The following is a 25,421-nucleotide window of genomic DNA, read 5'->3' on the forward strand; positions in this document are numbered from 1 at the left end:
TGAAAGATAAAATTCATTGAATTAACACAAAAATTCGCTGTGATCTTCGATACATTGATTAATGTAATCTAGATGTAATGACAAATAAAAAAGGCAGATCATTGTGCCCAACAATCTACCTTATATATTTTAACGGAGAAGACCCAAAGCCTAGGTAGCCTGGACCTCCACCACTTCACGGCGTTTTAACAGCGCATAAATTACACCGGTAATACAGCTACCAATTGCTATAGCGGCAAGATAAAGCCAGGCATGACTAATCGCATTAGGAATGAGCAACACAAAAATCCCACCATGCGGTGTCACCAATTCACAATGGAATAATGCCACCAAGGCACCTGTGACTGCCCCACCTGCGATACAGGCAGGAATTACCCGAATCGGATCTTTGGCAGCAAATGGAATCGCCCCTTCAGAAATAAAGCATAGCCCCAGCACAAATGCGGCCTTACCTGCATCTCGCTCACTTTGGTTGAACTTTTGTTTTGCCAATAAGGTTGCAATCGCCATCCCAATCGCAGGCACCATTCCGCCAGCCATGGTCGCGGCCATTGGCATATAGGTATTGGTGGTCAATAAACCCACGGTAAAGGCATAGGCTGCTTTATTAATCGGCCCGCCTAAATCAATACACATCATCGAAGCCAGTACGATACCCATTAGCACGGCGTTGGTGGTGCCCATATTGTTGAGGAAATCCTTCATCATCTCAAAAATTTGCGCGACCGGATGTCCCACCACATAAAACATGATCAGACCGACGGATAATGTTCCCAATAAGGGCACAATTAAAATCGGCTTTAAGGCTTCCAGACTGGTAGGCAGCTTGATTTTTTTGGCTAGCAATAAGGCAATATAGCCAGCTAAAAAGCCAGCCACGATCCCCCCTAAAAAGCCCGCATTTAATTGCGTTGCGATGAGGCCACCGACCAGACCAGGCGCCAGACCCGGACGATCCGCAATCGAATAAGCAATATATCCGGCAAGCATCGGCACCATCAGGCTAAAAGCAGCCGCACCAATCTGCTTTAATACAGCAGCCAGACTTCCCGCCTGCTCAGCCGCATTCAGTCCAAAACACAGAGATAGCGCGATAAGCAAACCGCCCGCTACCACCATTGGCAGCATAAAGGACACCCCGGTCAACAGGTGTTTATAAACGCCTGTTTTTTCCTTATTGGCCTCTGGATTGGCTTTTTGGCTGTTTTGTTTAGAGGATTCTAAAAGCTTGGCTTCCGTGATTGCTTCCGCAAATGCCTTGTCGGTTTGCTTCAATGCAAAGCCTGTACCGCAACGATACACGCGTTTACCCACAAAACGGTCGGTATTAACTTCAATATCGGTAGCCAGAATCACAATATCCGCAGCAGCAATGGCTTCATCCGTCAGGATATTTTTAGCACCAACCGAACCTTGTGTTTCGACCTGAATGCGATAACCCAATTTAGCTGCACCCTGTTGTAATGCTTCTGCCGCCATAAAGGTATGTGCCACACCTGTTGGACAAGCTGTCACCGCAACAAAATTCTGTGCCTGATGCTGATCATTTGGCTGTGTCGCCAATTGTGCAACTGTCGTGGTCTTGCTTAAAGCATCCTGCAAAGACTGCTCGGCATTATCCATCGCTTGCTGCAATGAAATAGTGGCAACCGCATAGTCATTAAAAGCCTCAAGTTGTGAGGGTGCCTGCCCGATAAAAACAGCCGTATCAAAATCTTGTTCAGGAAGTTGATCCTGCACAGCAATGATCGCGCTGTCATAGCCTTGCTGCTGTGCCAGCTGAGACAGTTTTTTTGCCAGAATCAACGCATTGACATACTGTTGCGAATTGATCACAAATAAAACAGATTTAATTGTTTGCATCAGAGTTATCCAAAGTGTTGATTATGGTTTGTTGTTTTAGCGCTTCCAGTCGCTGAGCTTCAGGCACACGAAAGCCGACTTGCGTCACTGCATGACTGGCAATGGCGGTAGCCGTTTTGAGGGTTTGCTCAGCTGTCATGTTACTTACCAAGCCATGCACCATGCCTGCCAGTAATGAATCACCTGCACCGACGGTACTTTTTACAGTGACGTGAGGCGGACTGGCATGCAAGGCCAGTGCCGGATTGATCCAGTTAACACCAGCTTCTCCCATCGAAATCACAATATGTTGAATCTGACAATTTAAGCGTTGGAACAAGGCAAGCTGTTGGGAAAAATTTTCAGCTGCTTCACCAAAACTTTCCTGTAATTCATCGGTATTGGGTTTGATCATCCACGGATTCATTTCAATCGCAGCCACCAAGGCCTGCCCACTGCTATCAATCGCAACATGCTTGTGCTGTTTGTGCAAGATCGAGATCAGGTACTTAAAATCATCTATGCTAAAACCCTGAGCCAGACTGCCAGCAATCACAACATAATCGATGTGTTGCGAGCAGGCCTGAATACGCGCAAAAAATGCCTGTTTATCATGCTCAGACACCCGAAAGCCCTTGGCATTAATATCGGTCATTCGTCCAGACTGTTCAGCAATCTTAATATTCTGGCGGGTTTCACCATCTACATAGATGAATTGGTTATCAAACTGCATCGCCTGAAAATGCTGGTCAAACAAGGCCCGATTCTGTTTCCCTAAAAAGCCTGACACAATCAGCTCATGTCCAAGATCATGCAACACCTGTGCAACATTGAGTCCCTTACCTGCAGCATGAGATTGTACCTGTTGCTGGCGGTTGACCTCACCCACTCGTAATTCATCCAGTTCAACGGTGACATCAATCGCAGGGTTTAAAGTAATGGTTAATATTTTAGCCATGCGTCAACTCCACCAAATCACGGACTGCTGTGGCACTTTCACACTGTAAAGCACGTTGAGCAAGTTGCTGGCAATCTGCATAATTCAAAGTCCGAATTTGTGCTTTGACCAAAGGAATACTGGATGAAGACATACTCAGTTCATCCACCCCCAAGCCTAATAAAACCGGAACAGCCTTCGGATCGGCTGCCAGTTCACCACACACCCCGACCCACTTTTGGTGTGCATGTGCTGCCCGGACTGCCTGATCAATCAATAATAAAATACTTGGGTGTAATCCATCCGCTTCGGCAGACAATACGGGATGTCCACGGTCAATCGCCAAGGTATATTGGGTTAAATCATTGGTACCGATACTAAAGAAATCCACTTCTTTGGCCAGTAATGGTGCGAGCAAGGCAGCTGAAGGGACTTCAATCATGATTCCCACTTGCAGGTTTTCACATGGATATTCTGCCAGCACCTCATCCAGAATATGTCTGGCTGCACGCCACTCTTCGATTCGCCCCACCATCGGAAACATAATCCGTAAAGGACGTCCATCTGCGGCTTTGACCAAGGCTATGAGCTGCTGTCGTAAGAGTTGCGGTTTCCTCAAGGTCAGGCGGATTCCACGTAAACCGAGAAACGGATTTTCTTCGGTAGCAATCGGCAAATAAGGTAATGGCTTATCACCACCGACATCCAGTGTCCGTACCACCAGTGGACGTCCTGCAAGGGTATCCAGCACATGACGATATTCTTTTTCCTGGGTAATTTCATTAGGCGCCTGACGATGTGCCATAAACACCAGCTCGGTCCGCAATAAACCAATCGCCTCCGCACCATGATCAACCGCCTTTGCGGTATCCAGAATCTTGCCAATATTGGCTGCAATCTCAACCTGATGCTGATCTATCGTGATCGCTGCTTCCTGACAATGGCGTTCCGCTTGCTGACGTCGCTGTTTTTGCTGCTCACGCTCACGAATCGCCTGCTCAATCTGCTCAGCTGCTGGATCAATATCAATTACGCCCGTGTCACCGTTAATCAGCACGGTGGTTTGTGTCTCAATCTTTAGAATCTGCTCACCCGCACCCACCACAGCAGGTATGCCCAATGCGCGTGCCACAATCGCACTATGTGCCGATGCTCCACCAACAGCTGTTAAAATTCCTGCTACGCGGTCTTTGTCTAAACGCGCCACATCCCCAGGCCCAAGATCATGCATGACCAGAATATAAGCTTGCTCAGGTTCAAGCGGCATCACCTCATCACACAGCACACTTAAAACCTTGTCTCCGATATCGCGTAAATCCGCTGCGCGCTCTGCCAGCAGTGGATCATTCAACGCTGCCTGGGTTTGTGCAGCCTGTTCAATATAGTCATGCCATGCTGCTGCAGCTGTTAAATTCTGATTTAAACCCTGATGCACCTGCTGAATCAGGTCGGGGTCGTCCAGCATTTCCAGATGTGCCTGAAAGATTTGTTTAATCTCGTCAATCTCGGTTTTCAGGATGAGCTGGTGAATCGTGTTTTTTACGCTATACAGTGCGATTTCCAGTTTTTCTTTTTCTGCTTTAAGGTTGCGCCCAAAACGTTCATATTGAAATTTTTTCGGTTTGATCACATGGGCTGGGCCAAAAGCAAGACCTGAAGATGCAGCTGTTCCCTGAGCAGGTAAATCCGTATCAACAATTTCTTCCCACGCTGTTTCTGCTTGAACCATTGAAGCTGTTTCAGATTGGTCAAGTGGTTCAACCTCTTCACCCAAACCATTTTTAACCGCCTGAACAATAGCCGTGAGACCTTCTACGGCATCGGTATTGGGTTCAGCAATAAAGGTCAGGGTCTGCCCATATTGACAACCCAAAGCCAGTAGTTTGGTCAGACTTTTCGCGGAAACATATGGGCCGCCATCCACTGCAACCTGAATGTCACCTTTAAATGTTTTACTGATATTGACCAGTTGCGTAGCAGGACGGGCATGCAAGCCATGCTTATTGGCAAGCACCACCGGCTGATACGGCCAGTCCGGAATAATTTCTGCACCAATCAGTTTGGCGATTTCATGGCGACTTTGTTCAGTTTGAAGTTGCTGTTGAATATTTGACTGAAATAGAAGATCAATTAAATGATTCAACTGTACGGTATCAAGTTGCTCATGCTGGGCAATACAGATTAGAGTTTGTATTTGTCCCTGTGCAAAATTCAGAATCTGATCGGATTTCACAATAGTGACGGCGGCTTCTGCAACGTAATTTTTTCCTGAAATGGTCCAGATGGCATCCTGAATCTGAATCAGGTTTTTAGGATCTAACTGGCTCAGGAAACCCGCTTCCACCAGTTTTTGCTGTTTTAATAATTTTGCTGCGGCACAGAAAAAATCATCAATATCTTCAACATGGGTCTGGGTCTGGATTAAATTTTCATGGATAACCAACGTATCCGGGCGTACCTGCAAAATATCGATAATTTGCTCAGCCGTGGTTGCCGTTTGTACCTGAACACTGACATCGTGATTTAAAGCGCGGGTCAGGATTTGCAGAACCTGTAAATGCTCATCTGATTTGGCAGCGATGACCACAGCCAGATAAATTTTATGCTCCCCGTCCCACACCACACCTTCCGGGAAATGCGCAAGCCGGATCCCGGTCTGTTTGATAAATTCACGCGACTGAGGTGTACCATGTGGAATGGCAATACCTTGTCCCAGATAAGTGGCACCCTGCGCTTCACGATCCTGTAAACCCGTCAAATACTCTGCTGTCGTTAACTGATCTTCAACCAGAATATTAACTAAACATTGCAGTGCTGTTGCCTTATCCTTGGCACGTAGATTCATATGTACATGCTTTGGCTCAAGTACAAACATAAAGTGTCCTTCAAAAAAGTTGAAACCGTTATTGTTCGTTAAGTATGAATGAAGGAAATATAAAAAAAGTTCATCCAATTTGACTCCATTCTACAATAAGGTGTCGAGTTCTCGTTTTAACAGTCACAAATCTTATGAAAAATAAAATCACTCACAGAATATTTTTTAGCCCAATCTTGATCTGGCTTCCAGTTTGTGCCAAAGAGTCGAGCACTTGAATCATAACGTTTCGCTCAAGCTTCATAGAATGAAAAAGCAAAGCGCTCAATCCACTGCCTTCAAAAATGCCTATTCAGGCTTAGATAGGTCTGTTCTCCATCGACACATTCACAAAGCCCCAACCTGTATCCGACCACATAAAATTAAGCTTAAAAGATTAAAATTCCACATTGGCCAACTGACCAAATTTTCATCAAATCCCGATGTTTTTTAGACTTAAAACCGCCTTTCTGCAGTCCCAAATTCCCTACAAAAACTAGACCATTCGGTTATGAACAATTACCATAAAACGCCTTGAGACCTTTCAACATGTATTTTCTTTTATAGAAAATTAATTAACTTATTGAATAAATACGGATAATATTTTGAAAAAAATCTACGCACAATCTGCTTTAAGCTTTTTACTCTTCGCGATTTCTTTACCAGCCACTGCTGGCATTACATTGGGTGATGCACAAAATCAATTGGGCGCCTTAACTGTTTCAGGAACCTTACGCGCCAACTATCAAGATAAACACTATGGCGAGCCAGCTTCCGATCAAAAAATTAAGTTCGATGCTGCCATTTTACGTTTAGATTATGAGCGCTCGGACTGGTTTGGAAAGCTGGAATATCGTTGTTATCAATATGACCGTTTATGTGACTTTTCAACCTTGGTCTATGGTTATGCGGGCTATCGTTTAAATGCCACGGATAATATTACACTGGGCCTGCAACCAATCCCTTTTGGTCCGGGAAGATTTTGGGATAGTAGCTTTTATGCAGGGCTCAACAATACCATGGGGCTGCAGGATGCGACCAATTTAGGGATAAATTATCACACTGAACTGCCTTCCTTAACCAAAATCGATCTGGCCTATTTTGCCAGCGATGGGGGCAACTATCATGGCGCAAGTCAGGATTCAGCCCGTTACACAGCCAATATGGTCCACTCTTCCGATCCATTAAAAACCAATTTAAACGAAAAAAATATGTGGATGGCGCGAGTGGATCAGGCGCTTTTAAGCCGTGATGATCTCAATGTATCGGTAGGTGGAAGTTATTGGTACTCAGACATTGAAAATAACAAGAATGGGGCTGACGGTTCAAGAAATACCTGGGCATTGTTTAATCGCATTCATTATAAAAACCTGAATGTTGTGCTGACGGGCGGCAAACAGTCGATTCGCAATAAGGATGCCTTAAGCCCTGATCAGTCAACTTTTGGCTCATTTGATAGCGAATATGACATTGCCAACACAGGTTATTTCTATACGCTTGATACCAGCTATGTATTTAAAGACGTGATGGAGTCGCTCAATGTAACTCCTTATCTGGTATTCAGTGGTTTTCATAAACAGGAACAAAACTTTAATGACTCTCAGAGAAATATTCTAGGTGTCACTTGGGGATACAAGAATATGTCTTTAAATACAGAATATGTGATGAGTAAAAATGACCCCTTTGTCGGCGGAAACAGCAGTTCACTCGCACAGGGAGATGACGGTAAATGGAATAAACTCGTGAATGTCATGTTCCAGTACCATTTTTAATTTGTCGTAGACATCATGGAACAAACGCAATCTGGTTTGATTGCGCTTGTTCCCTAAATACAGCGATGTATTTGTAACTCATCTTTACTCACATAAGCTCAACTTTCGAGGGTGTGATATTCATCAATAAGCACTCAGTGGGCTTAACTCGCCAAGTATTCAACTCCCCAAGCTTGCGCCACCATCAATCACTAAATCATGCATGGTAATATGGGAGGATTGGTCACTGATGAAAAACATGACCGCATTGGCGATATCTTCTACTTTCGCAATTTTCTTTAGCGGTATTCCCACCTTAAACTGCTCAAGATTCCCTGTAATTGTATTTTTTTCACCTTCTGGATTGGTCCATAACTGATATTGCATCGCCGTCGCTGTTGAACCTGGCGAGACAATATTGACGCGTATACCATATTGAGCCAGTTCCAGCGCCACTGTTTTGCTGAAATAGGTGAGCGCAGATTTAGATGCACCATATGCAGACATACCCATGCGGGGTACTTTGGTGGCATTAGAAGAAATCATCACAATATTTCCACTCATTTTCTTTTTAAAATATGGACTTAAATGGTGAAAAAAATGAAAGGGAGAAAATAGATTGACTTCAAATGTTTCTCTCCATTGGGCAAATGTCATTTCATCATGCTGCCCCAAATGTAAGACTCCCGCAACATGGATAAAATAATCAGGAGGACTGTTGATTAACAATCTACGACAGAGATTAGAAATTTGCTGTTCATCGCGTATGTCACAAATCTGGATCATCTCCTTAAACGGCTCAGGAACTTGATCGTTTGCTTTATCTATACCGACCACCTGTATATTTTCAGCACATAGACGCTGCATGACCTCCAGTCCAATCCCCAGGTTGACGCCAACAACCCATGCAATTTTTTTCTCAGTCGTATTCACAATTCAATTCTCATTATATATTCTATATCCAGCTTGGAATGATCAGCCCAGAGATGCACGCTGTCTGGCAAGGCCTGAGCAAAACGCATCCTCAAACAGCGCTGCTTGTATTAAAAATATTTAACATGGTCTGCATTTTGGCTTCCGTTTCCAGCCATTCAGATTCAGCATCGGATCCTGCTACAATGCCCGCACCCGCATACAAGCGCATCTTGTTTTCACTGAGTAAGCCACATCGAATGGTCACTACCCATTCCCCATTACCTTCCGCATCCATCCAACCGACTAACCCCGTATAATACTGTCGGTCATAACCTTCATGATCTAAAATAAATTGCTTGGCAACATCAGTCGGTGCGCCGCAGACTGCTGGCGTTGGATGTAATTCCAATGCCAGATTCAATGCATCCGGTGCCCGCTGTTTGAGTACGCCCTGAAATTCTGAGGATAAATGCAGCATTGTTGATGTTTCTAAAATATCCGGAAATTCAGAGACTTTGAGCTCGACACAATATGTGGCCAGATTTTTTATAATATTTTCGACTACAATCCGATGTTCGTTCTGATCTTTTTCCGAGTGATGGAGTTCTTGTTGGCTGACTCGATTTTTTTCAGAAATCCGGGATTTAGGTCGAGAACCGGCCAATGGATTACTCATTACAAGACGTCCCTGTTTTGATAAAAGCAGTTCAGGACTTGCACCTAGAATATAATTATGATGTTCGACCGGAATCACAAAATTATAGGCATTTGGATTTTGTTTTAATAAGGCAGCCAATAGGTTTTGTGGTTGTTGCCGGTGATTAAATTCGTATTCAACTGCTTGGGAAAGTACAACTTTTTCTACCTTTTTTTTCTCAAAAGCATCTAGGGCTAACTGTACTGCTCCTTCAAATTTTTGACGTTGAATCAGTAATGATTTATGAATGACTTCAATATTATTCATATTTTTTAATGCATGATCCGTCAAAGATGGCTGCGTTATTTTTTTATAATCAGCATAAAAATTTAAGCTACTTTTCTTTGTAATATCAAAAGGTAGAGCACCAATTAAAACCGGATTTTGATGCCCTTGTGCTTTAATTTCTGCAAAACATTTCGCAATCTCTTCATTAAATAGTGCGGTATCTGCTGCAGGTGTATTGATCGTTTTAACGAAGTCATTCACCTCGAGATGGTAGTTCTTGGTTGAAAAACATGAAAATTTGTTTTGGCCGTCATGATCTAAATTTTGTGGTTCTGATACTTGAGTCTGCATCATCTATCTATCACCTCTCACATTGATTTTTTTCAAGTAAATGCTGTCGTACTTGTTTTTAAATATAGGCGTATAAAAATACTGATACACACATTAATGCAAATGATTATTATTATCAATAAAAAATTTAATTTTCAAGGCCCGAAATTGTAATGATCTCGTCATCGGTATAGAAAAAATGAACCTTAACCTCCAGGTTTCTCTGCATTAAAGGCTGTTGCATGACATCAAAATAAAGAAAATCACCCGCTAGCGCTTTAAATTTTATATTTTTAAAATCAACAATTTGTTTGTATTTTAAATAGAATGCTTTCATGACACTTTCTTTCGCGGAGAATATTGTCACATCCAGATATGCCTGACTTTTCCGCAGTCTTTTCATTTCTTCCTGTTCAGTTCCATTTAAAAAAACATCATAAAATTCATCTTTTTGATTAAAAAAAATATCGTGTTTTTGAGACTCTATATCGATTCCAAATATTTTTTCTTTAAAGGTATGATTTTTAGCATAGGCGATGGCATGACATTTTTTTTCCGATCGCACATGGCTAATCCCTCCAATGACTCCTTCTGGCCAGAGTGGTTCACCTTGTTGGCCTTGATGGACAATAAAATCCTGTAAGTTGAAGCTTTCTAATGCATATTTGGCAGCTAAACGCCCTGCCAGAAATTCGAATTGACGAATGAAGCGTGCACCTGCAATCTTCGCTGGAAGAAATATATCCAGCTCCCGATATAGATGATCAAGTTTAGATCTGTCTTTGATTTGACTGAGCTGGACTTTATGTATCTCTACTCCAAAAGCCGTTAACTTTTCATAGTGAATATTTAGGTCATCCAGACAAGCATTGAATGCGCTATTTAACGGATTATCGCTCTTCATCGTCTGTATTTATTCAATATGTATGTGCAATGTTTCAATGATAGCGGCTATTTTTTCAAGCATTTTGACTCGGATCTCGGCATTGAGAAAGTAGAAATGATCCCCTTCAAACTCGATACTACCCAACCAGTTTTCAGTGTGTTGTTGCCATGCATCCATCATCGTCTTGTCAGGGATATCCGGGTCCTGTTTACCATAGAATGCAACAACCGGAACCTCAGTCTTATGAATGCTCTCGCTGAGTAATCGGTCACTCAGATGAAAATCATTACGGATAATGTTGAGAAAAAACTTGAGTGCATCTGGATGATTTAAAATTTCGTCAGGGAAATTGTTGTATCGCTTTAATTCATCAATAATTTTCTCATCAGTTAGCTCATGTTTGTAGCGCATATGCTGAATATGATGATGCTCAGGTCGGCTACTTATAACGATTAATTTCAACTGATCAAGCATGTCTTTTTCACTCAAATGATTGAGCACCTTCCAGATCAAGCCCCCTCCCACACTATGTCCAAACAAAATAAACGGCTTGTCTGAGTAAGCTTGTATTTCATTGACAATTTGCATCGCCAATAAGTCAGGATCATCAATCAATGGTTCATTTATTTTTATACCATGGCCCGAATATTCAATTGGAATAATAACAATATGGTCAGAAATCTGCTTTTTCCATGAATGATAAATACTCGCGCTACTCCCTGCTGGCGGCAAGCAAAACATATGATATTGATGTTTATTCATTTTTAATAATCCTAGCACCCCCTGAGCATGACAAAATGCTCAGGGGGCGCTGCATAAACGAAATAGCTTAGGCTAAAGTTAATATTTGAGTTGGCTGCCAAATGGCTGAATCACGATGGGTCACAAAAATAACCGTAGAAGAAAGAGTACGTATCGCTGTAACGATTTCCTGTTCAGTTCCTTCATCCAAGGCAGAAGTGGCTTCATCAAGGATTAAGATTGGTGCATTTTTGAGTAATGCTCGCGCAATTGCCACTCGCTGTCGTTCGCCTCCCGACAATACGGCGCCTTGCTTCCCCACAGATTGATGAATGCCTTCTGGACTACGGTCAAGAATTGCGCCTAATACCGCAGTCCTTGCAGCCATTTCGACTTCATCATCCGTTGCATCAGGTTTTCCTAAACGGATATTTTCAGCCAGTGTTCCCGTGAACAAAATCGGTTCTTGGGTGACATAAGCGATATTTGCAACCAGATCTTGATATTTCATTTGATCAAGAGCAATGCCACCCAATGTGATTTTTCCTCTTTGGGGATCATCAAAGCGGGTCAGCAATTCAAGTAAAGTACTCTTACCACTACCGCTTGGTCCGGTCACCCATACTCTGCTCCCCAATGCAATGTCGAATGATATATTTTCAAGTACGGGTGCATAACTCATGTTTTGTACCGCAATATGATGATCCGTAGGAATTTGAGGATGTAATGGCTCAGGCAACTCCGGGGGATGTGTGATCTGATTGAAGTTCCGTAGGGCAGCAAACAAATCATTGATATGTAACCCTGCGGTAGCAAGTTCAGCTAAGGGTGCTGCCGCACGTCCAATTAAGACGAGTAAGGCCAACACCAAAGCAGCTTGATTGACACCGGTCATCAGTAGATAGGTTGCCATCCCGGCAATCGGTAAAACACTGGCCAGGGTTGCCACAAAACTTGCAAATGCGGCAGCACGATTAATACCGATTAAAGTCGTTTCTTGTTCTTGCCAACGATGTTCCAGCCTTTGGACCGCACGTTCAGGACCGGCTGCCGTACGTAATAACTCAACATGGTCCACCAGTTCCAGCGTTGCTTGTGCAGCCATTAGATCGGCAGTATGACGCTTTTGATCACTATGCATGAGTGCACGTTGTGCCAGAAATTGAGCAAATAAAGAGAATAAAACTAAGCCTAAAGCAACGAATGTTACCCCGACTCCGGCAAGCATGCCCATGCCTATGGTGAGAAACAAAGGCATAAAAGGCGCATGTAAAAAGGTTTGCAATTGATGAGCCGGAATACTCATAAACCCGGGAATTCCCTGTCCGGCAATTGTCTTGATATGGGCACGCTGTTCATTGCTAAACCAGGAGAGCTTGGCACGCGCTAAAGCTTTGCCCAGCTCAGCAAATAGGTCCCCCGCTAAGCGCACGCCCGTGAGAAAGCCAGCACGAGTGACGACCACTGTCACGAATATTGCGGCAATGGCACTGATCACCACCCAGCTTGGCGACCATTGATTCACAATTGCAAAGGCCAAGACGGTGTATGCGATTGCTTCAATTGCCGCCACAACGATCCATCCCAACCCAACAATCATTAATTTTTGTTTGGCTGTACGAGGAAGCATCGAGAAAATCGGATCTTTATTTAATTCAGCAGCAGTATTCATACAGATTTTCCTGAGTCAGTTGGACCGTTAAGCACCAAGCTGTTGTCGGCATGAGCAGCTAAGGCGAGATCATGAGTGACCATGACGATGGTTTTATGCTGCTTTTTAGCCAAGAGGCTTAATTCCAATATTATTTTTGTCGCATTGGTCTGATCGAGTGCGCTGGTGGGCTCATCTAATAAAACAATAGGCGCTGAGGATAAAAACGCCCGTGCTATTCCTATGCGCTGTTTTTCACCACCTGAAAGTAAAGTTGCATCTGCATCTAAATCTACTTTTAGTTGGGCCTTGCGTAATGCCTGTTCAAGTTGCTCATCATTTGCATTCACGGCCGATAAGGACAGGTTTTCTCTTACTGTGGTCGGTAATACATCTCCACCTTGTGGAATAAACAAAATCTTTTCATGTCTCAACTTTTCATGTAATTGCAAAATATCTGTTTTTGCTAATTGAACGGCTCCTTGTTGCAATTCGGCTAATCCAGCAAGTGCGCGCAGTAAGGTCGTTTTCCCAACGCCACTCGGTCCCGTAATTGCAGTTATTGAATTTTTTGGAAATGAATAACTTAATCGGTCCAATACTTTTTGATTTTCAATTGCAAAGCTTGCATTAACGATTTCAAGTGTTAGCTCTTCCTCAATCTGTTGTAGATTGCCAGATGAGAGTACCGGTTCTTCCAAGAATGCAGATAAACGCGTCGCTGCAGCTCGTCCAGCCGCCACATAATCAAGACCATGCCCTAATCGTAGTGAAGGTGTCACGATGGCCAGACTAAAGAAAAGTGTTGCCGCCAAGGTCATGCTGTCGTATTGATAGGCAACCAGATAGGCGATGGCAAAGGTTGCAACCGCTTGTAGCAATGCCGTGGCAACAGCAGCTAATGTGGCGACTTTGCTTACCCAGGACACCATATTTTGGGTGAAATTTTGTGCTGCTTGAGTATAGGCCGTTAAGGCACCTGATTGCTGCCCATATATTCGGTTATCACGTATGCCACGCGCATAATCATCAGCTGTACCAATAATATCCATCATGACCTGCATACGGGCAGCGCCATCCCGTTTTGATACATGGGGAACAATAATTAAATAATAGAGTGAAGCAATTGCACCCGGTAATAACACCCACAGCGCCATCGGGCCCACCAAGGCCATTAATAACACAATAGAAACTAAAGGGATCACAGCAAAAATCGCAATTTCCGACGGTAAATGCGCCACCATATGATGTAAGGCTGCGATATCATCTGAAACCAGTCGTTTTAGGCTTTGGTCGCCCTGCTTTGATAAGGTGGTCGTCGGTAACCGAATCAAATGATGAGCAATTTGACGACGTAATCGTGCCGAAAATCCTGCCTCTGCATCATGTACTAACCATGAAGCCAGTGCAGCCAGCACTGCCCCGATCATCCAGAAAACCGTTGAAAAGATCACCCAGTACGCCGACAAATAACCGATCAACTGAATCATCCCCCAGAGCGCCGTTAACATGGCTAGACCTGAACATACCGCAGCAAGCGTTCCGGCCAATAATTTGGGAAATGCTGGCTTGAGTGCAGGTACCAAGGAAGAGTCTGTCATTAGATGAAATAACTTTAAATCAGACATGCTTAACTCTCTTTATATTCATAGAAAAAGCGGCACTTAAGATAAAGTTACGCAGTAATTGACCTGCAACAGGCGCCCTTGCTGGTATTACAGAAGCATGAACAAGAAAAACTGATAAACAGTATTTTTTTAGAAAATTTAATTGCATCATCAATTCCCAATAATCCGGTTAAAATATTTTTAATTCTTTTTTAGACTGTAAAAATGAATATGGATTCGTCCAAAATATTTTGCTGTATAAGACTAAAAACCGACTGTACGTTTAGCGGCGCCTTGCAGATCAAAAATAACGTCGTCAATTAACTGGTCAATCTGACGTGTATCTCGATGATGTGCCGTGGTAATTAGATGCGCCATATTTCCTGAAGTGGCCAGATAATGCTTTTTCCAGACATGCTCAGAAGGACACGGAAATACCACCGTGATTGAATTCGGATTGCGCCATGCCGGAATTCCCACTGCATGAAAGCGATCAACCGCATACTGGGCCATTTTGAGACAATGTTGGATTCTCTGTCGTCTTTGTAAATTGGTTTGGCTACGAAGAGCCGCCCACATCAACAGAACCGTATGCCCATTGCGAGAACCACTAATGGTTTGATCACGTGTAGAGATATAGTCCACATCTACCGATATACGCTCTACATTTTGACGTTTGGCCACAACAATGCCACACGGAATCGGTGAACCAATCATTTTATGACCAGACACACAGATCGAGTCGATCCCATCCGCAAAAGAAAATGCCTGAGGTTGATCGACGAAAGGTAAAATCATGCCACTTAGGGCAGCGTCGGCATGAATATAATAATCTCGACGCAATATCCCGATTTGCTCCAGGCGCTGTTGAATCATTGTAATGTCATCAATTGCGCCGGTCATGGTGGTACCAATATTTGCAAAAATAATGGGATGTGTTTCTTTATTGGTTTTTATTTTATCCATTAAATCATCATAGTCGATTTCACCATTCGCCAATGATTCAACCACACAAGATTTCATCTGCAATAATTTGGCAATTTTTCCAACCGAATAATGCGTATCTTTTGAGTAATAGAGTGTCGAATCCGGGAATAATTCACGTGCCAGATAACAGCCAAACATATTGCCTTCTGTCCCCCCATTGGTCACGTATCCCCAGCTTTCCTCAAAAGCAATTTGAAAAATTTCAGCAAAATAGGCCATCACATCTTTTTCAAAATCAAAAGAATTCAATGCATAATTGCTCACGTCTTTCCAATCACCACAATTATTAATAGAAAATTTGAAAAAACAGAATAAAGCGGAATAATCAAAATCTGCAGATTCAGGATAGCCAATATTGAAGTATTGATGTTTTAAGCAGTAATGCCAGAATTTCTCTATTTTCTCATGATCAGCAGGCGATAAATTCATTTCTTGCTCCGTTCATATGACGAACACGTCGTCTAAGGAGTCGCTATCAAAGATATCAATTTCATGTATAAATTTAGCGACCAGGAATTGTCGTATGCCTTATGGTGGCAACCCTTTACCCCGCAATCCTTTGCCGTGCATCAACCAACGACCACCAATTTGATAAAGTCGGTGTGCGTCCTAATTCTTCAAAACTAATATTGATTCCCTGCGCTTTCAGTTCCGAAGAAAACTGCATAATCCGTAAGGAGTCCAATCCATACATAATCAGATTTTCCTCTGGATCTAATTCTTCCTCTTCTATGAGCTGCTGGACTTTTTGCTCTAACCAAGGCCGGGTAATGGCACTTGTCGCTTGTCCCACGACAGATTCAGTGTCCACGACCTGCCCACAGCGTGAAGAGACATATTGCAACGCTAAACGATGTTCTTCTTCAGAAAAATCGGCGACTGCATCCCCAACAAGAAAAGCTTGTATATCATTCATAAAGGCTTCAACTGCCGTCACCATACAGCCGATATGGGCATAGACACCGCCAATAATGAGCTGGTCACGATTCCAGTTTTGCATTCTTTCAAGCAAATCCGAACGTTTAAACGCGCTATAACGCCATTTCGTGAGGACAATGTCATGTTCAGCAGGAGAAAGTTGATCAATAATGCTTTGCTGATCGATGGTTGAAGCGGGCAAACCCGGTCCCCACATCGCATTCAATAATGCACGATCTGCCTCTGGTTGTTCATAAGGCTGTGCCGTATAGACCACAGGAACATTATTCTGATGCGCCCAACTTCTGAGTCGAACCAAATGATTAACAACCGTTTTAATTAATTCACTTTCCGCATCGTAAAAATTTAAAAAGTAACGTTGCATATCATGAATTAATAAAACTGCCCGCTTAGGCTCTAACTGCCAGTCTGTTTTGTTAGCTGGATAACTTTGTGGTGCGGGCATCAGATAAGTAGAAATTTTTGCAATAGCCATATTTTGCTCAATATTTATTCAAGATGTTATAGCGGTATTTAATAGGCTGCGAAGCTGTTTTTTATCCACCTTACCAACAGCGGTCAGGGGCAAGCTTGCAATTAATTTGATCTGGTCTGGCAGCTTATATTGTGCAATCCCCAACTCCATGAGATGGCGTCTCAGCGCCACAGCTTTAAGTTCAGGATGACGGGCAACAATAAAGGCACAACTCTTTTCACCGAATTTCTCGTCCACAATTGCAACCAGAGCAACGTGAATAACGTCCGGATGCAAAAGAATAAGTTTTTCAATTTCTTCCGACGCAATCTTTTCACCACCGCGGTTAATCTGGTCTTTAATTCTGCCGACGACCCGTAAATTCCCCTCAGGAGTACGCTGCACCAGATCGCCAGAATAGTAATAGTTGTCCTGATCAAAGACCTGTGAATTATGTTCAGGGCTGCGGTAATAACCACAAAAGGTATAAGGACCGCGAGTCGCAAGCATCCCTATTTCACCTTCCGGAACTTCTCTGTACTGCTCATCTACAATTTTGATTTCATCATCAGAACTGATAGGACGCCCTTGTGTCGTAAATATTTGCTCATCGGCGTCATCGAGTCGGGTGTAATTGACCAAGCCTTCTGCCATTCCAAAGACTTGTTGTAATTTACAGTTGAGGACTTCAGGTACTTGACGGGCTAAAGATTCAGGGAAGCTGGCTCCCCCCACCTGAAGCAACCTTAAAGACTGAATTTGATCTTGATAGTGTGCGGCTTTTTCCAGCCACATAATGACGGCACTTGGCACTAAAGCGGCCATATTGACTTGATGTCTCTGAATAAGAGAAAAGCAATTCAGCGGTTCAGGATTGGGGGCCATCACAACACATCCACCAGCATGTAAAACCCCTAATGCACCCGGTGAACTCAACATAAAGTTATGCGGCGCTGGTAGCGCACACAATAAGCGGGTATTCGGGCTTAAACCACAAATCTCGGCACTGGCCCGCACACTATAGTCATAGTCATTATGGGTACGTGGAATAAGTTTTGGTGTTCCCGTACTTCCGCCTGACAACTGAAAGAAAGCAACTTCATCGGCAGGTGTAGATGAAAAATCGATACAGGTTTCTGCGGGTGTTTCAATCCAGTCTAATAGTCCGCAATCAGTGACTTGATGATTGAGCATCAAAATAATGTCAGGGCTTAAATTTACGTCATCAAGTGAATCAATGAATTGATTATTGCTAAATACTTCATGCTGACGCGAAGCAATTAAAAGCTTAGGTTGAATCTGTTGAATAAAGGCATTGAGTTCATATTGACGATGGCTATATAGCGTATTGAGCGCAACCACACCCGTCTTAAGCAAGGCAAAAAACACAATATAAAACTCTGCAATATTGGGAAGTTGTACTAAAGCAGTATCCCCCTTGCCCAAGCCTTTTTCAGCGAGTCGAGTCGCTAGATTTGTTGATAACCGATCCAGCTCGATATAACTCAACTGTCGCTCACCACAAATAATGGCTGGCGAATGCGGATGCGATTGAACCCCTGCCGTTAAAATACGCGTCAAAGGCTGGTCAATCCAATACCCTTTATTTCGATAATGTTGTGCCCGCTCTTTGGGCCAGCGAACAAACTCAATCAACTGATTTTTCATGGCATTCTAAATATTCGATTTAATTTAATGGTTATCAAGCTATTGATTATTCGTAACTTTTATTAAATATCGGTATAGATATTTAATTTAAATACCGACCAAAGAAATTTCTTAAGACGGACAAGCTATCTATTCACAGCAAAGTTGAAAATGATTAACAAATGCAACTGGTAATCATTTTCATTTGTTTGTATGATGCTGAAACAAGATTAATTTGTCAACCGAGTTATCGTTCAATGTGTGAATTAACTTCGATGCAGGCGGCTTGCTGGTTTGGTCGCTCTGGCAACGCAACCTTAGGTGGGGTCGCTGCTCACCTCTATGCAGAATTTGACGGTCAGTTTATTGATTTACAAAAATTACATTTAGCACTTCAACGACTTTATCGAGAACACTCGATCTTGAGATTAAGTTTGAATGCCGACGGCATCCCGAACATCATGCCTGAGATACCGCAACAGATATTGGAAGTCGATGATTTTTCAAAGCTTAGTGATCATCAAACTGAACACATGCTTGTGCAAAAACGTGAGCAATGGACCCATCAAAAACTTGATTTAAGTCAGGGTCAAACTGCAAGATTTTCTGTCAGTATTCTTAAACAAAATACTTTCCGTTTTCATGTCGATACGGACATGATTGCAATTGATCCGTCCAGCTTCCTGAATTTAATGGAAGATCTGTCTTTGTTTTATGAAGACGCGGAAATATCATTTTTCCGTCCGCCTCACTTTTTTGACTGGTATCAAAAAATACGGACCGACCCTGAACTCAAAAAATTAAAGCAACGAGACCGCTTATGGTGGAAACAACGGCTGCCTCATATTCCCCCTGCACCGTCACTCCCTTTCATTGATCAAGAATTTAAAACAGCAAAAAGTGTTCGTTTAAGTACGTGGTTATCACCACAACAACGAACAGCATTACAGCAACTTGCCAGAAAACAACATCTGACTATGACTAACCTGATATTAGGTTTATTTGCCTATACGCTTAGTCATGCAACCCAAGATCACAGCTTCCGCTTAAATATTCCTACTTTTTGGCGTGAACCGGCTTTAAAAAATGTCGAAGGCACTATTGGTGATTTTGCTAATTTAGTCATCCTCAATGTCGATCTAAAAGAAACAACGACCTTAGCTGCATTCTGCAAACAAATAGCAAATCAAATGCTGGAGTTGTTAGAGCATTCACATTATCCGGGTGTGAATGTTCTACGTGACCTGTCGCGTTATCAGGGTAGTGCCCAGATTGCTCCCGTGGTATTTACCGCAGCACTCGATTTAGAAAATGATAATTTGCTCTCTGATCGTGTCCGTCGCGTTTTTGGTGCCATGAATTGGGTGATTTCACAAGGGCCACAAGTTGCACTTGATGCGCAAGTTGCTCATGTAGATGACGGTATTTTAGTGAATTGGGACATCCGTTTAGACGCGCTTCCCAAAGAATGGATCACGAATTTATTTGATTCTTTCATTGAATTACTTAAAAACCTTGCCGCACATCCTGAGCAACTGAATGCACAAATCATAAGCCCGGCACAAAATACTCCATCAGATGTTACGTCGCAAAAATCATTAAATGCATTACAGCAAGCCTACCTATTAGGCCGAACTCAAGCCCTTCCCTTAGGTGGTGTTGCCATGCAGGAGTTTAGGCAGTATCACGGTCAAATGGATATGGGTTTATTAAGACAACGATTGACAGAAATGGTACGGCGGCATGACAGCTTACGAAGCTATATTGATAAAAATAGCTTAATACAATATGTAAGCGATCAAGTACGTGTCAATTTAAAAGAAATAGACCTAAGCACCTGGGAAGCTGAACATGCCTCTCACCACATCCAGTCCTATAAAAATAGTTATACCCATGAACTATTTGATTTAAATCAGTCGCCTTGGAATATCACCGTATTTTTATTAAAAAATAATCTATTAACGATTTTTGTGCGCTTTGATGCATTAATTTTAGATGGCCGATCTATCGCTTCACTGATGTTAGAGCTATTTGATGGACAACAACATGATATCCAGACACAAATAGAAGACAATGAAGCTGAAAATAGCTTGTCTTTTCATCAGTCAGATCGGGCTTACTGGGAAAGAAAATTTTCTACACTATCCGCTATTCCAGCACTTCCGTGGAAAATGCCTTTACAGCATTTAGCGACTTCACGCTATCAACGTAATACTCTAATTATAGAAAAAGATCAATTTAAACAGTTGTCTAAAATTGGCGCAAAACATTCACTGTTTAAAAACTCAATCCTCATGGCGATTATTCTGGAGGTGCTGTCTCACTGGAGCACTGAAAAATCTTTATGTGTGGCCGTTCCTACATTGCCCCTCTATGCCGGACCATTTTCCAATAGCTCTACGTTTATTGCGGTTGAGTGGCAAACTGCAGATCAATTTACTGAACAAGCCAACCGTTTGCAAACAGACGTTTTAGAGGGTTTACAGCATCTTTCATTTTCAGGCGTTGATCTGGCCCGGCTATTATTTGAAAAAGTGGGCACTGCTCCAGTATTGCCTATTGTCATTACAAATAGCTTGTCCTGGCCTGTATTACCTGAATCTCATCCTATTCAACAATACGATGGACTAACCCAAACCCCTCAAGTTGCCATTGATATTCGCTTTAGCACCAGAAATGACGGCGCTTTGATTTTCGATATTGATTATGCCCAAGAAGCATTTCCTCCCCACATGATTGACGATTTCCTTGAGGCACTACAATTGGCAATCAAGCAAATTATTGGTTCAGAAATCTTCGGTTTTGATCTCAGCAATTTCTTCAGTGAGCTTCAAAATAACAGACCCTATTTCAACCATAATGAGTCCGTTGATAGATCTATACCACATGAAAATAATGCGAAACCGCGTAATCAACTACTCGACATTTATTTAGACGTGATCGGCCAGGCACCCAATCAGCAAGTGGACAAATCAACGCATTTTACGTATCTCGGGCTACGCCCCCATCATTTAAAGGTCGTTTCAAAACGTATTCATGAAACATACGCGATTCAGCTCTCACCTGTTCAACTTATCCAATGTCGCAATATTGCGGATGTAGAGAAACTCCTTACACCCCATTAATTCGTATTTAAAAACATTCATCATTTTGGAATCAGATAAAGTATAAACATGAAAAAAATAGATATTACCGGAATTGGTATTGGGCCATTCAACTTAGGTTTAGCTGCGCTTTTGTCTCATCATCCCGAAATCAAAAGCGTATTTTTAGAACGCAAACCAGAATTTCGATGGCATGAGGGACTGCTACTGCAAGGCACGACATTACAAGTCCCTTTCTTTGCCGACTTGGTTACCATGGCCAATCCCTGCCACCCCTTAGGCTATATTAATTATTTACATCAACATGATCGCTTACATCAGTTTTATTATTACGACAGTTTTTTAATCCCACGCCGTGAATATGACCATTATTGCCGTTGGGCTTCAAAACAACTACCGGATTGTCGATTTGGAGAAAACGTCAATCATGTGGAATATGACGCCAAGCTGGATAAATTTATGATAGAAAGTGAATCAGCCTCGGGCGAAAAACAAAAATACATCAGCCAAAATCTGGCAATTGGTATCGGCACCAAACCGCGAATTCCCCAATGGCTGGCAACATGCAAGCACCCTTTGGTCAAGCATTCTGCAGAGTTTGCAAAAATTCAGGCACAACTCCAACAATGTAAACAAGTCACGGTGATTGGTTCAGGACAAAGCGCAGCAGAATGCGTGCTTGCTTTATTTAACTCCCTGACACCAGAACAAGTAAAAGCAGGTGCATCTATTCGCTGGATCACGCGTTCAGCCGGCTTTCACCCGATGGAATATTCTAAACTTGGCCAAGAGTGCTTTACGCCAGCTTATATGCAATATTTCCAAAGCCTGCCCAGAGATAAACGTCGCGATATTGCGGCTAGTCAGGGCCTGATCTATAAAGGCATTAGCTTCTCAACCATTGGTGATATCTATGACGTACTTTATGAACGTTCCGTGGGTGGTGAGCCGTGCGGTTTAAGCCTATACACCAGCTGTGAAGTTGAATCGGTTGAACAACTTGAATCGGGTTCTCTTCGTTTAACCTGTTTACATACCCAACTTGATCAACGTTGTGAATTAGAAACCGATGCTCTTGTCGCAGCTACAGGCTATGTGCATGATTGGCCGGAGTGGTTCCAGCATATGAAAGGTTCGGTTTTAGCGGTTGATGATAAAAATGACTGTATTGTTCAGGAAGACTTTACCGTTTTACGTTGTGATCAGGGGCAAGGCCGTATTTTCATTCAAAATGCCGAGATTTTTCAGCAAGGGGTCGGTTCTCCTGACCTGGGAATCGGTGCCACTCGAAACTCGGTGATTATTAATCAATTGCTGGGGCGTGATGCTTATCGAATTCCTAAACAGTCTTCTTTCCAGCACTATGGTTTACCCAAATAAATAACAACGATTCATAAAAAAACTGCCAAATCTGATTTGGCAGTTTTTTTATGTCTTCTGATTAAATTAAAAATCAATCGAGGCCGATAATAAATAAGTACGCGGCGCACCCAGCATTAAACTTGTAAATTGAGGCATTGCCCAATATGACTTGTTGGTGAGGTTATCGATATTCCCACGAATCGTGACAGGGAATTGCGCTATTTTGGTTTGGTAACGTGCGCCAATTCCGTACACTTCGCGTCCGGGTACTGAAGTTGAGTTATCCGTATAAATATATTGTTTGGACGCAGCTGTTGCATTGGCAGTCAAAGTTAAGCCCGGGATATACGGCACATCCCCTTCAACACCAAGTTTCGCTTGCATTTTTGGAACACCGGCAACAACATTGCCTAACTCGTTTTTAATTCCGGTTTTTGTGATTTTAGGATCAATATACGTAAATCCACCCATTACACGCAGACTATCCATAGGTGAACCGTAAAAGCCCCATTCAACTCCGCGATTACGTTGTTCGCCATCAGCGCCATAAATCGATTTGCTCTTGCCATCCGTACTTCTAATCACATACGAATTTCGAGACTTGATCTGAAATACACTTAGGCTATTGGTGAATTTACCGCTGTCAATTTTAATTCCGGCTTCCATTTGTTTGGTTTTGAAAGGAGAAAATATTTGTCCTTCATTTTCGTAGTTCTGTCCTGTTGGTACCGTTCCCCCTGAACTTAATCCTTCAATATAGTTGGTATACAATGAAACATGATCATTGGCTTTGAACAAAATTGCAGCTGCAGGTGTAATCGCATTTTTATCATAACGGCCGTTAACATTTCGAACGCCCTGCCCATTCAGACTTTCAGTAACAATATTCTGGTAGCGCAGCCCTAAGGTCAATTGCAACTGCTCTTGAAGCATCGACAGGGTATCGGCCAGGCCAACACTTGTTAAATTTTCTTTATTGCTAAAAATAGGTGCGACCGCAACACGATCCGGCTTACTGCCCCAGTTTGGGTTATAGATATTGGTTATACGGTCTCCTCCAGGAAATCCTTGTCTGATCCCCGATTCGTCATCCGTTTCGCGGTAATGTGTTGCATTTAATGCCAGCGCATGTTTTACCGCGCCTGTATCAAATTTACCCCGTAAACCGACTTCAGCAGATTTACGTTCATACTCAAAACCTAAATGAGCAATATTGAACTTGATATCTCCTGCCTGATTTTGAATTTCAGTTTTAGCAGCTCCCAACGTATCATATTCTGTTTTACTCATACCCGCCGTGGCATAGGCCATCCAGTGATCGTTTAAGTCATACTCACCGCGAATCATCCCGCCTTTATCACGGGTGTTATAGACTGTCCAGGTCGGGTTCAGCAAAGTATCTGGGTTTGGCGCTTTAGGTAATTTAACGCCGGATAAAATGGTTAAACCACGATTAATACCGTCAGCATGGTCACGGCTGGTATATAAATCGGCTGAAAGTCGTGCATTGTCGCCTTTCCAGTCCAAACCCAGTGAAAAGAGATGCGTGGTTTTTTCCTGCGATTGAATTGGTCCTTCGCCATCTCGATAGACACTATTGAACCGCACACCAAATTCTTTGTTTTCACCGAAACGGCGTCCAATATCCAGATGCCCGCCGAATTGCGAATCCGACATATACGTGGTGGTAAAACGTGTTAAAGGATCATCGCCCGCACGTTTCGGTACCAAGTTAACGGTACCCCCTAAAGTTGCCCCTGGCGGCATGCCATTGAGCATTGCTGAAGGACCTTTCAATACATCAATGTGTTCAAACATTTCCGGTGAGGCGCGATATAACGGTGCAATACCATATAATCCACCCATAGACGTATCGCGACCCGCCGCTACAGAACTCGATCTAAACCCACGAATCGCATAACTTTCTGCAATGACACCATAAGCGCCCGTTGAAAAAATAGATGGGTCCGTTTTTGCAATCACATCGGTGATATCTTTCGCTTGCTGATCTGCAATATATTTTTCTGTATAAGCAATGGTATTAAACGGGGTTTCCATCGCGGTTTTATTGCCTAAAAAGCCAACTGAGCTTTTCGTGGACACTTGTCCCCCTGCATAATAATCGTCTTGTTCAGCTTTTACGGTAATGAGCGGCAAAGCAGTTGCATTGGCTTGCGCAGTTGGTTGCTGATCAAGGGCTTCTATTGAATGATCAATCACGGCAGCATGGCTATTTGATGCACATAGTACAAATACAGTACCTAATGCATAGCCTAGTCGAAGTGCCATTTGTGCCGAAGCAATTCCATTTAATATGAAAGAACGGCGATTGATTATTTTATCATTCCCGGTTTTTAAATTAAGGTTATAACTCATGTTGTTCATTGGAAGACCTGCAATATTGTAATTCAGTTTTTATTAACTATCTGCTTAAAAAACATAGCAAAATAGTGAAAATTTATGCTGTAAGATTTGACTCGGTTATACGC

General features: G+C 42.7%; 16 protein-coding genes. 3 read left to right on the forward strand and 13 right to left on the reverse strand.

Annotation, left to right across the window (positions count from 1 at the left end; all coding sequences use genetic code 11):
- Positions 1-150: 150 nt before the first annotated feature.
- From ACNQO6_RS14975 to ptsP, 3 genes are read right to left on the reverse strand one after another with little or no spacing between them, the layout of a single operon-like run.
- On the reverse strand, positions 151-1,863 hold the full coding sequence (locus ACNQO6_RS14975) for a fructose-specific PTS transporter subunit EIIC (RefSeq protein ID WP_440209475.1): 1,713 nt from the start codon (positions 1,861-1,863) through the stop codon (positions 151-153).
- Entirely contained in the window at positions 1,850-2,800 is a 951-nt protein-coding gene (gene pfkB, locus ACNQO6_RS14980; protein ID WP_440209476.1) for a 1-phosphofructokinase, read from the reverse strand. The genes ACNQO6_RS14975 and pfkB overlap by 14 nt, the downstream gene beginning before the upstream one ends.
- Positions 2,793-5,654 (reverse strand): phosphoenolpyruvate--protein phosphotransferase, encoded by a 2,862-nt coding sequence (ptsP, locus tag ACNQO6_RS14985; RefSeq protein ID WP_440209477.1) that lies wholly within the window; start codon positions 5,652-5,654, stop codon positions 2,793-2,795. The genes pfkB and ptsP overlap by 8 nt, the downstream gene beginning before the upstream one ends.
- Before the next feature lie 584 nt (positions 5,655-6,238).
- Between ptsP and ACNQO6_RS14990 the strand changes: the two genes are divergently transcribed.
- Positions 6,239-7,405: a hypothetical protein gene (locus tag ACNQO6_RS14990; RefSeq protein ID WP_440209478.1), complete on the forward strand. Its 1,167-nt coding sequence runs from the start codon at positions 6,239-6,241 to the stop codon at positions 7,403-7,405.
- A gap of 159 nt (positions 7,406-7,564) precedes the next feature.
- On the opposite strand, the gene dhbA is transcribed toward ACNQO6_RS14990, so the two are convergent.
- The 9 genes from dhbA to basE all read right to left on the reverse strand — a co-directional run bounded on the left by dhbA (position 7,565) and on the right by basE (position 18,487).
- Positions 7,565-8,317: a 2,3-dihydro-2,3-dihydroxybenzoate dehydrogenase gene (gene dhbA, locus ACNQO6_RS14995; protein WP_440209479.1), complete on the reverse strand. Its 753-nt coding sequence runs from the start codon at positions 8,315-8,317 to the stop codon at positions 7,565-7,567.
- A 91-nt stretch (positions 8,318-8,408) separates the two neighbouring features.
- Positions 8,409-9,578 carry an isochorismate synthase gene (locus ACNQO6_RS15000; RefSeq protein ID WP_440209480.1) on the reverse strand — a complete coding sequence of 390 codons (1,170 nt, stop codon included), beginning with the start codon at positions 9,576-9,578 and terminating at the stop codon, positions 8,409-8,411.
- A gap of 124 nt (positions 9,579-9,702) precedes the next feature.
- Complete coding sequence (locus tag ACNQO6_RS15005) at positions 9,703-10,458, reverse strand: 4'-phosphopantetheinyl transferase family protein (RefSeq protein WP_440209481.1); 756 nt, start codon at positions 10,456-10,458, stop codon at positions 9,703-9,705.
- Between the two features lie 9 nt (positions 10,459-10,467).
- The gene (locus ACNQO6_RS15010; protein WP_440209482.1) at positions 10,468-11,202 is read right to left on the reverse strand and encodes a thioesterase II family protein; all 735 of its coding nucleotides are present in this window, start codon (positions 11,200-11,202) and stop codon (positions 10,468-10,470) included.
- Positions 11,203-11,269: 67 nt separating this feature from the next.
- On the reverse strand, positions 11,270-12,853 hold the full coding sequence (locus ACNQO6_RS15015) for an ABC transporter ATP-binding protein (RefSeq protein ID WP_440209483.1): 1,584 nt from the start codon (positions 12,851-12,853) through the stop codon (positions 11,270-11,272).
- A complete protein-coding gene (locus ACNQO6_RS15020) occupies positions 12,850-14,460 on the reverse strand; it encodes an ATP-binding cassette domain-containing protein (RefSeq protein ID WP_440209484.1) in 1,611 nt (536 codons plus the stop codon). The genes ACNQO6_RS15015 and ACNQO6_RS15020 overlap by 4 nt, the downstream gene beginning before the upstream one ends.
- A gap of 243 nt (positions 14,461-14,703) precedes the next feature.
- A complete protein-coding gene (locus ACNQO6_RS15025) occupies positions 14,704-15,855 on the reverse strand; it encodes a histidine decarboxylase (protein ID WP_440209485.1) in 1,152 nt (383 codons plus the stop codon).
- Positions 15,856-15,970: 115 nt separating this feature from the next.
- Positions 15,971-16,840 (reverse strand): isochorismatase family protein, encoded by an 870-nt coding sequence (locus tag ACNQO6_RS15030; RefSeq protein WP_440209486.1) that lies wholly within the window; start codon positions 16,838-16,840, stop codon positions 15,971-15,973.
- 18 nt (positions 16,841-16,858) lie between these two features.
- Entirely contained in the window at positions 16,859-18,487 is a 1,629-nt protein-coding gene (gene basE / locus ACNQO6_RS15035; protein ID WP_440209487.1) for a (2,3-dihydroxybenzoyl)adenylate synthase BasE, read from the reverse strand.
- Between the two features lie 161 nt (positions 18,488-18,648).
- Between basE and ACNQO6_RS15040 the strand changes: the two genes are divergently transcribed.
- Together ACNQO6_RS15040 and basC are read left to right on the forward strand one after the other, a co-directional pair.
- Entirely contained in the window at positions 18,649-21,591 is a 2,943-nt protein-coding gene (locus tag ACNQO6_RS15040; RefSeq protein WP_440209488.1) for a condensation domain-containing protein, read from the forward strand.
- Between the two features lie 48 nt (positions 21,592-21,639).
- Positions 21,640-22,950: a putative histamine N-monooxygenase gene (basC, locus tag ACNQO6_RS15045; protein WP_440209489.1), complete on the forward strand. Its 1,311-nt coding sequence runs from the start codon at positions 21,640-21,642 to the stop codon at positions 22,948-22,950.
- 66 nt (positions 22,951-23,016) lie between these two features.
- Here basC and ACNQO6_RS15050 read toward each other — a convergent pair whose 3' ends face one another.
- Positions 23,017-25,344, reverse strand: a complete 2,328-nt coding sequence (locus tag ACNQO6_RS15050) for a TonB-dependent receptor (RefSeq protein ID WP_440209513.1) — start codon at positions 25,342-25,344, stop codon at positions 23,017-23,019.
- Positions 25,345-25,421 lie beyond the last annotated feature (77 nt).

The organism is Acinetobacter calcoaceticus (assembly GCF_051947995.1).
GTDB lineage: Bacteria > Pseudomonadota > Gammaproteobacteria > Pseudomonadales > Moraxellaceae > Acinetobacter.

What these genes read in the sequence shown, in the direction of transcription:
- ACNQO6_RS14975 (WP_440209475.1), bottom strand. Translation starts at nt 1,863, where the DNA reads ATGCAAACAATTAAATCTGTTTTATTTGTGATCAATTCGCAACAGTAT.
- pfkB (WP_440209476.1), bottom strand. Translation starts at nt 2,800, where the DNA reads ATGGCTAAAATATTAACCATTACTTTAAACCCTGCGATTGATGTCACC.
- ptsP (WP_440209477.1), bottom strand. Translation starts at nt 5,654, where the DNA reads ATGTTTGTACTTGAGCCAAAGCATGTACATATGAATCTACGTGCCAAG.
- ACNQO6_RS15000 (WP_440209480.1), bottom strand. Translation starts at nt 9,578, where the DNA reads ATGATGCAGACTCAAGTATCAGAACCACAAAATTTAGATCATGACGGC.
- ACNQO6_RS15005 (WP_440209481.1), bottom strand. Translation starts at nt 10,458, where the DNA reads ATGAAGAGCGATAATCCGTTAAATAGCGCATTCAATGCTTGTCTGGAT.
- ACNQO6_RS15010 (WP_440209482.1), bottom strand. Translation starts at nt 11,202, where the DNA reads ATGAATAAACATCAATATCATATGTTTTGCTTGCCGCCAGCAGGGAGT.
- ACNQO6_RS15015 (WP_440209483.1), bottom strand. Translation starts at nt 12,853, where the DNA reads ATGAATACTGCTGCTGAATTAAATAAAGATCCGATTTTCTCGATGCTT.
- ACNQO6_RS15020 (WP_440209484.1), bottom strand. Translation starts at nt 14,460, where the DNA reads ATGTCTGATTTAAAGTTATTTCATCTAATGACAGACTCTTCCTTGGTA.
- ACNQO6_RS15025 (WP_440209485.1), bottom strand. Translation starts at nt 15,855, where the DNA reads ATGAATTTATCGCCTGCTGATCATGAGAAAATAGAGAAATTCTGGCAT.
- ACNQO6_RS15030 (WP_440209486.1), bottom strand. Translation starts at nt 16,840, where the DNA reads ATGGCTATTGCAAAAATTTCTACTTATCTGATGCCCGCACCACAAAGT.
- basE (WP_440209487.1), bottom strand. Translation starts at nt 18,487, where the DNA reads ATGAAAAATCAGTTGATTGAGTTTGTTCGCTGGCCCAAAGAGCGGGCA.
- ACNQO6_RS15040 (WP_440209488.1), top strand. Translation starts at nt 18,649, where the DNA reads ATGCAACTGGTAATCATTTTCATTTGTTTGTATGATGCTGAAACAAGA.
- basC (WP_440209489.1), top strand. Translation starts at nt 21,640, where the DNA reads ATGAAAAAAATAGATATTACCGGAATTGGTATTGGGCCATTCAACTTA.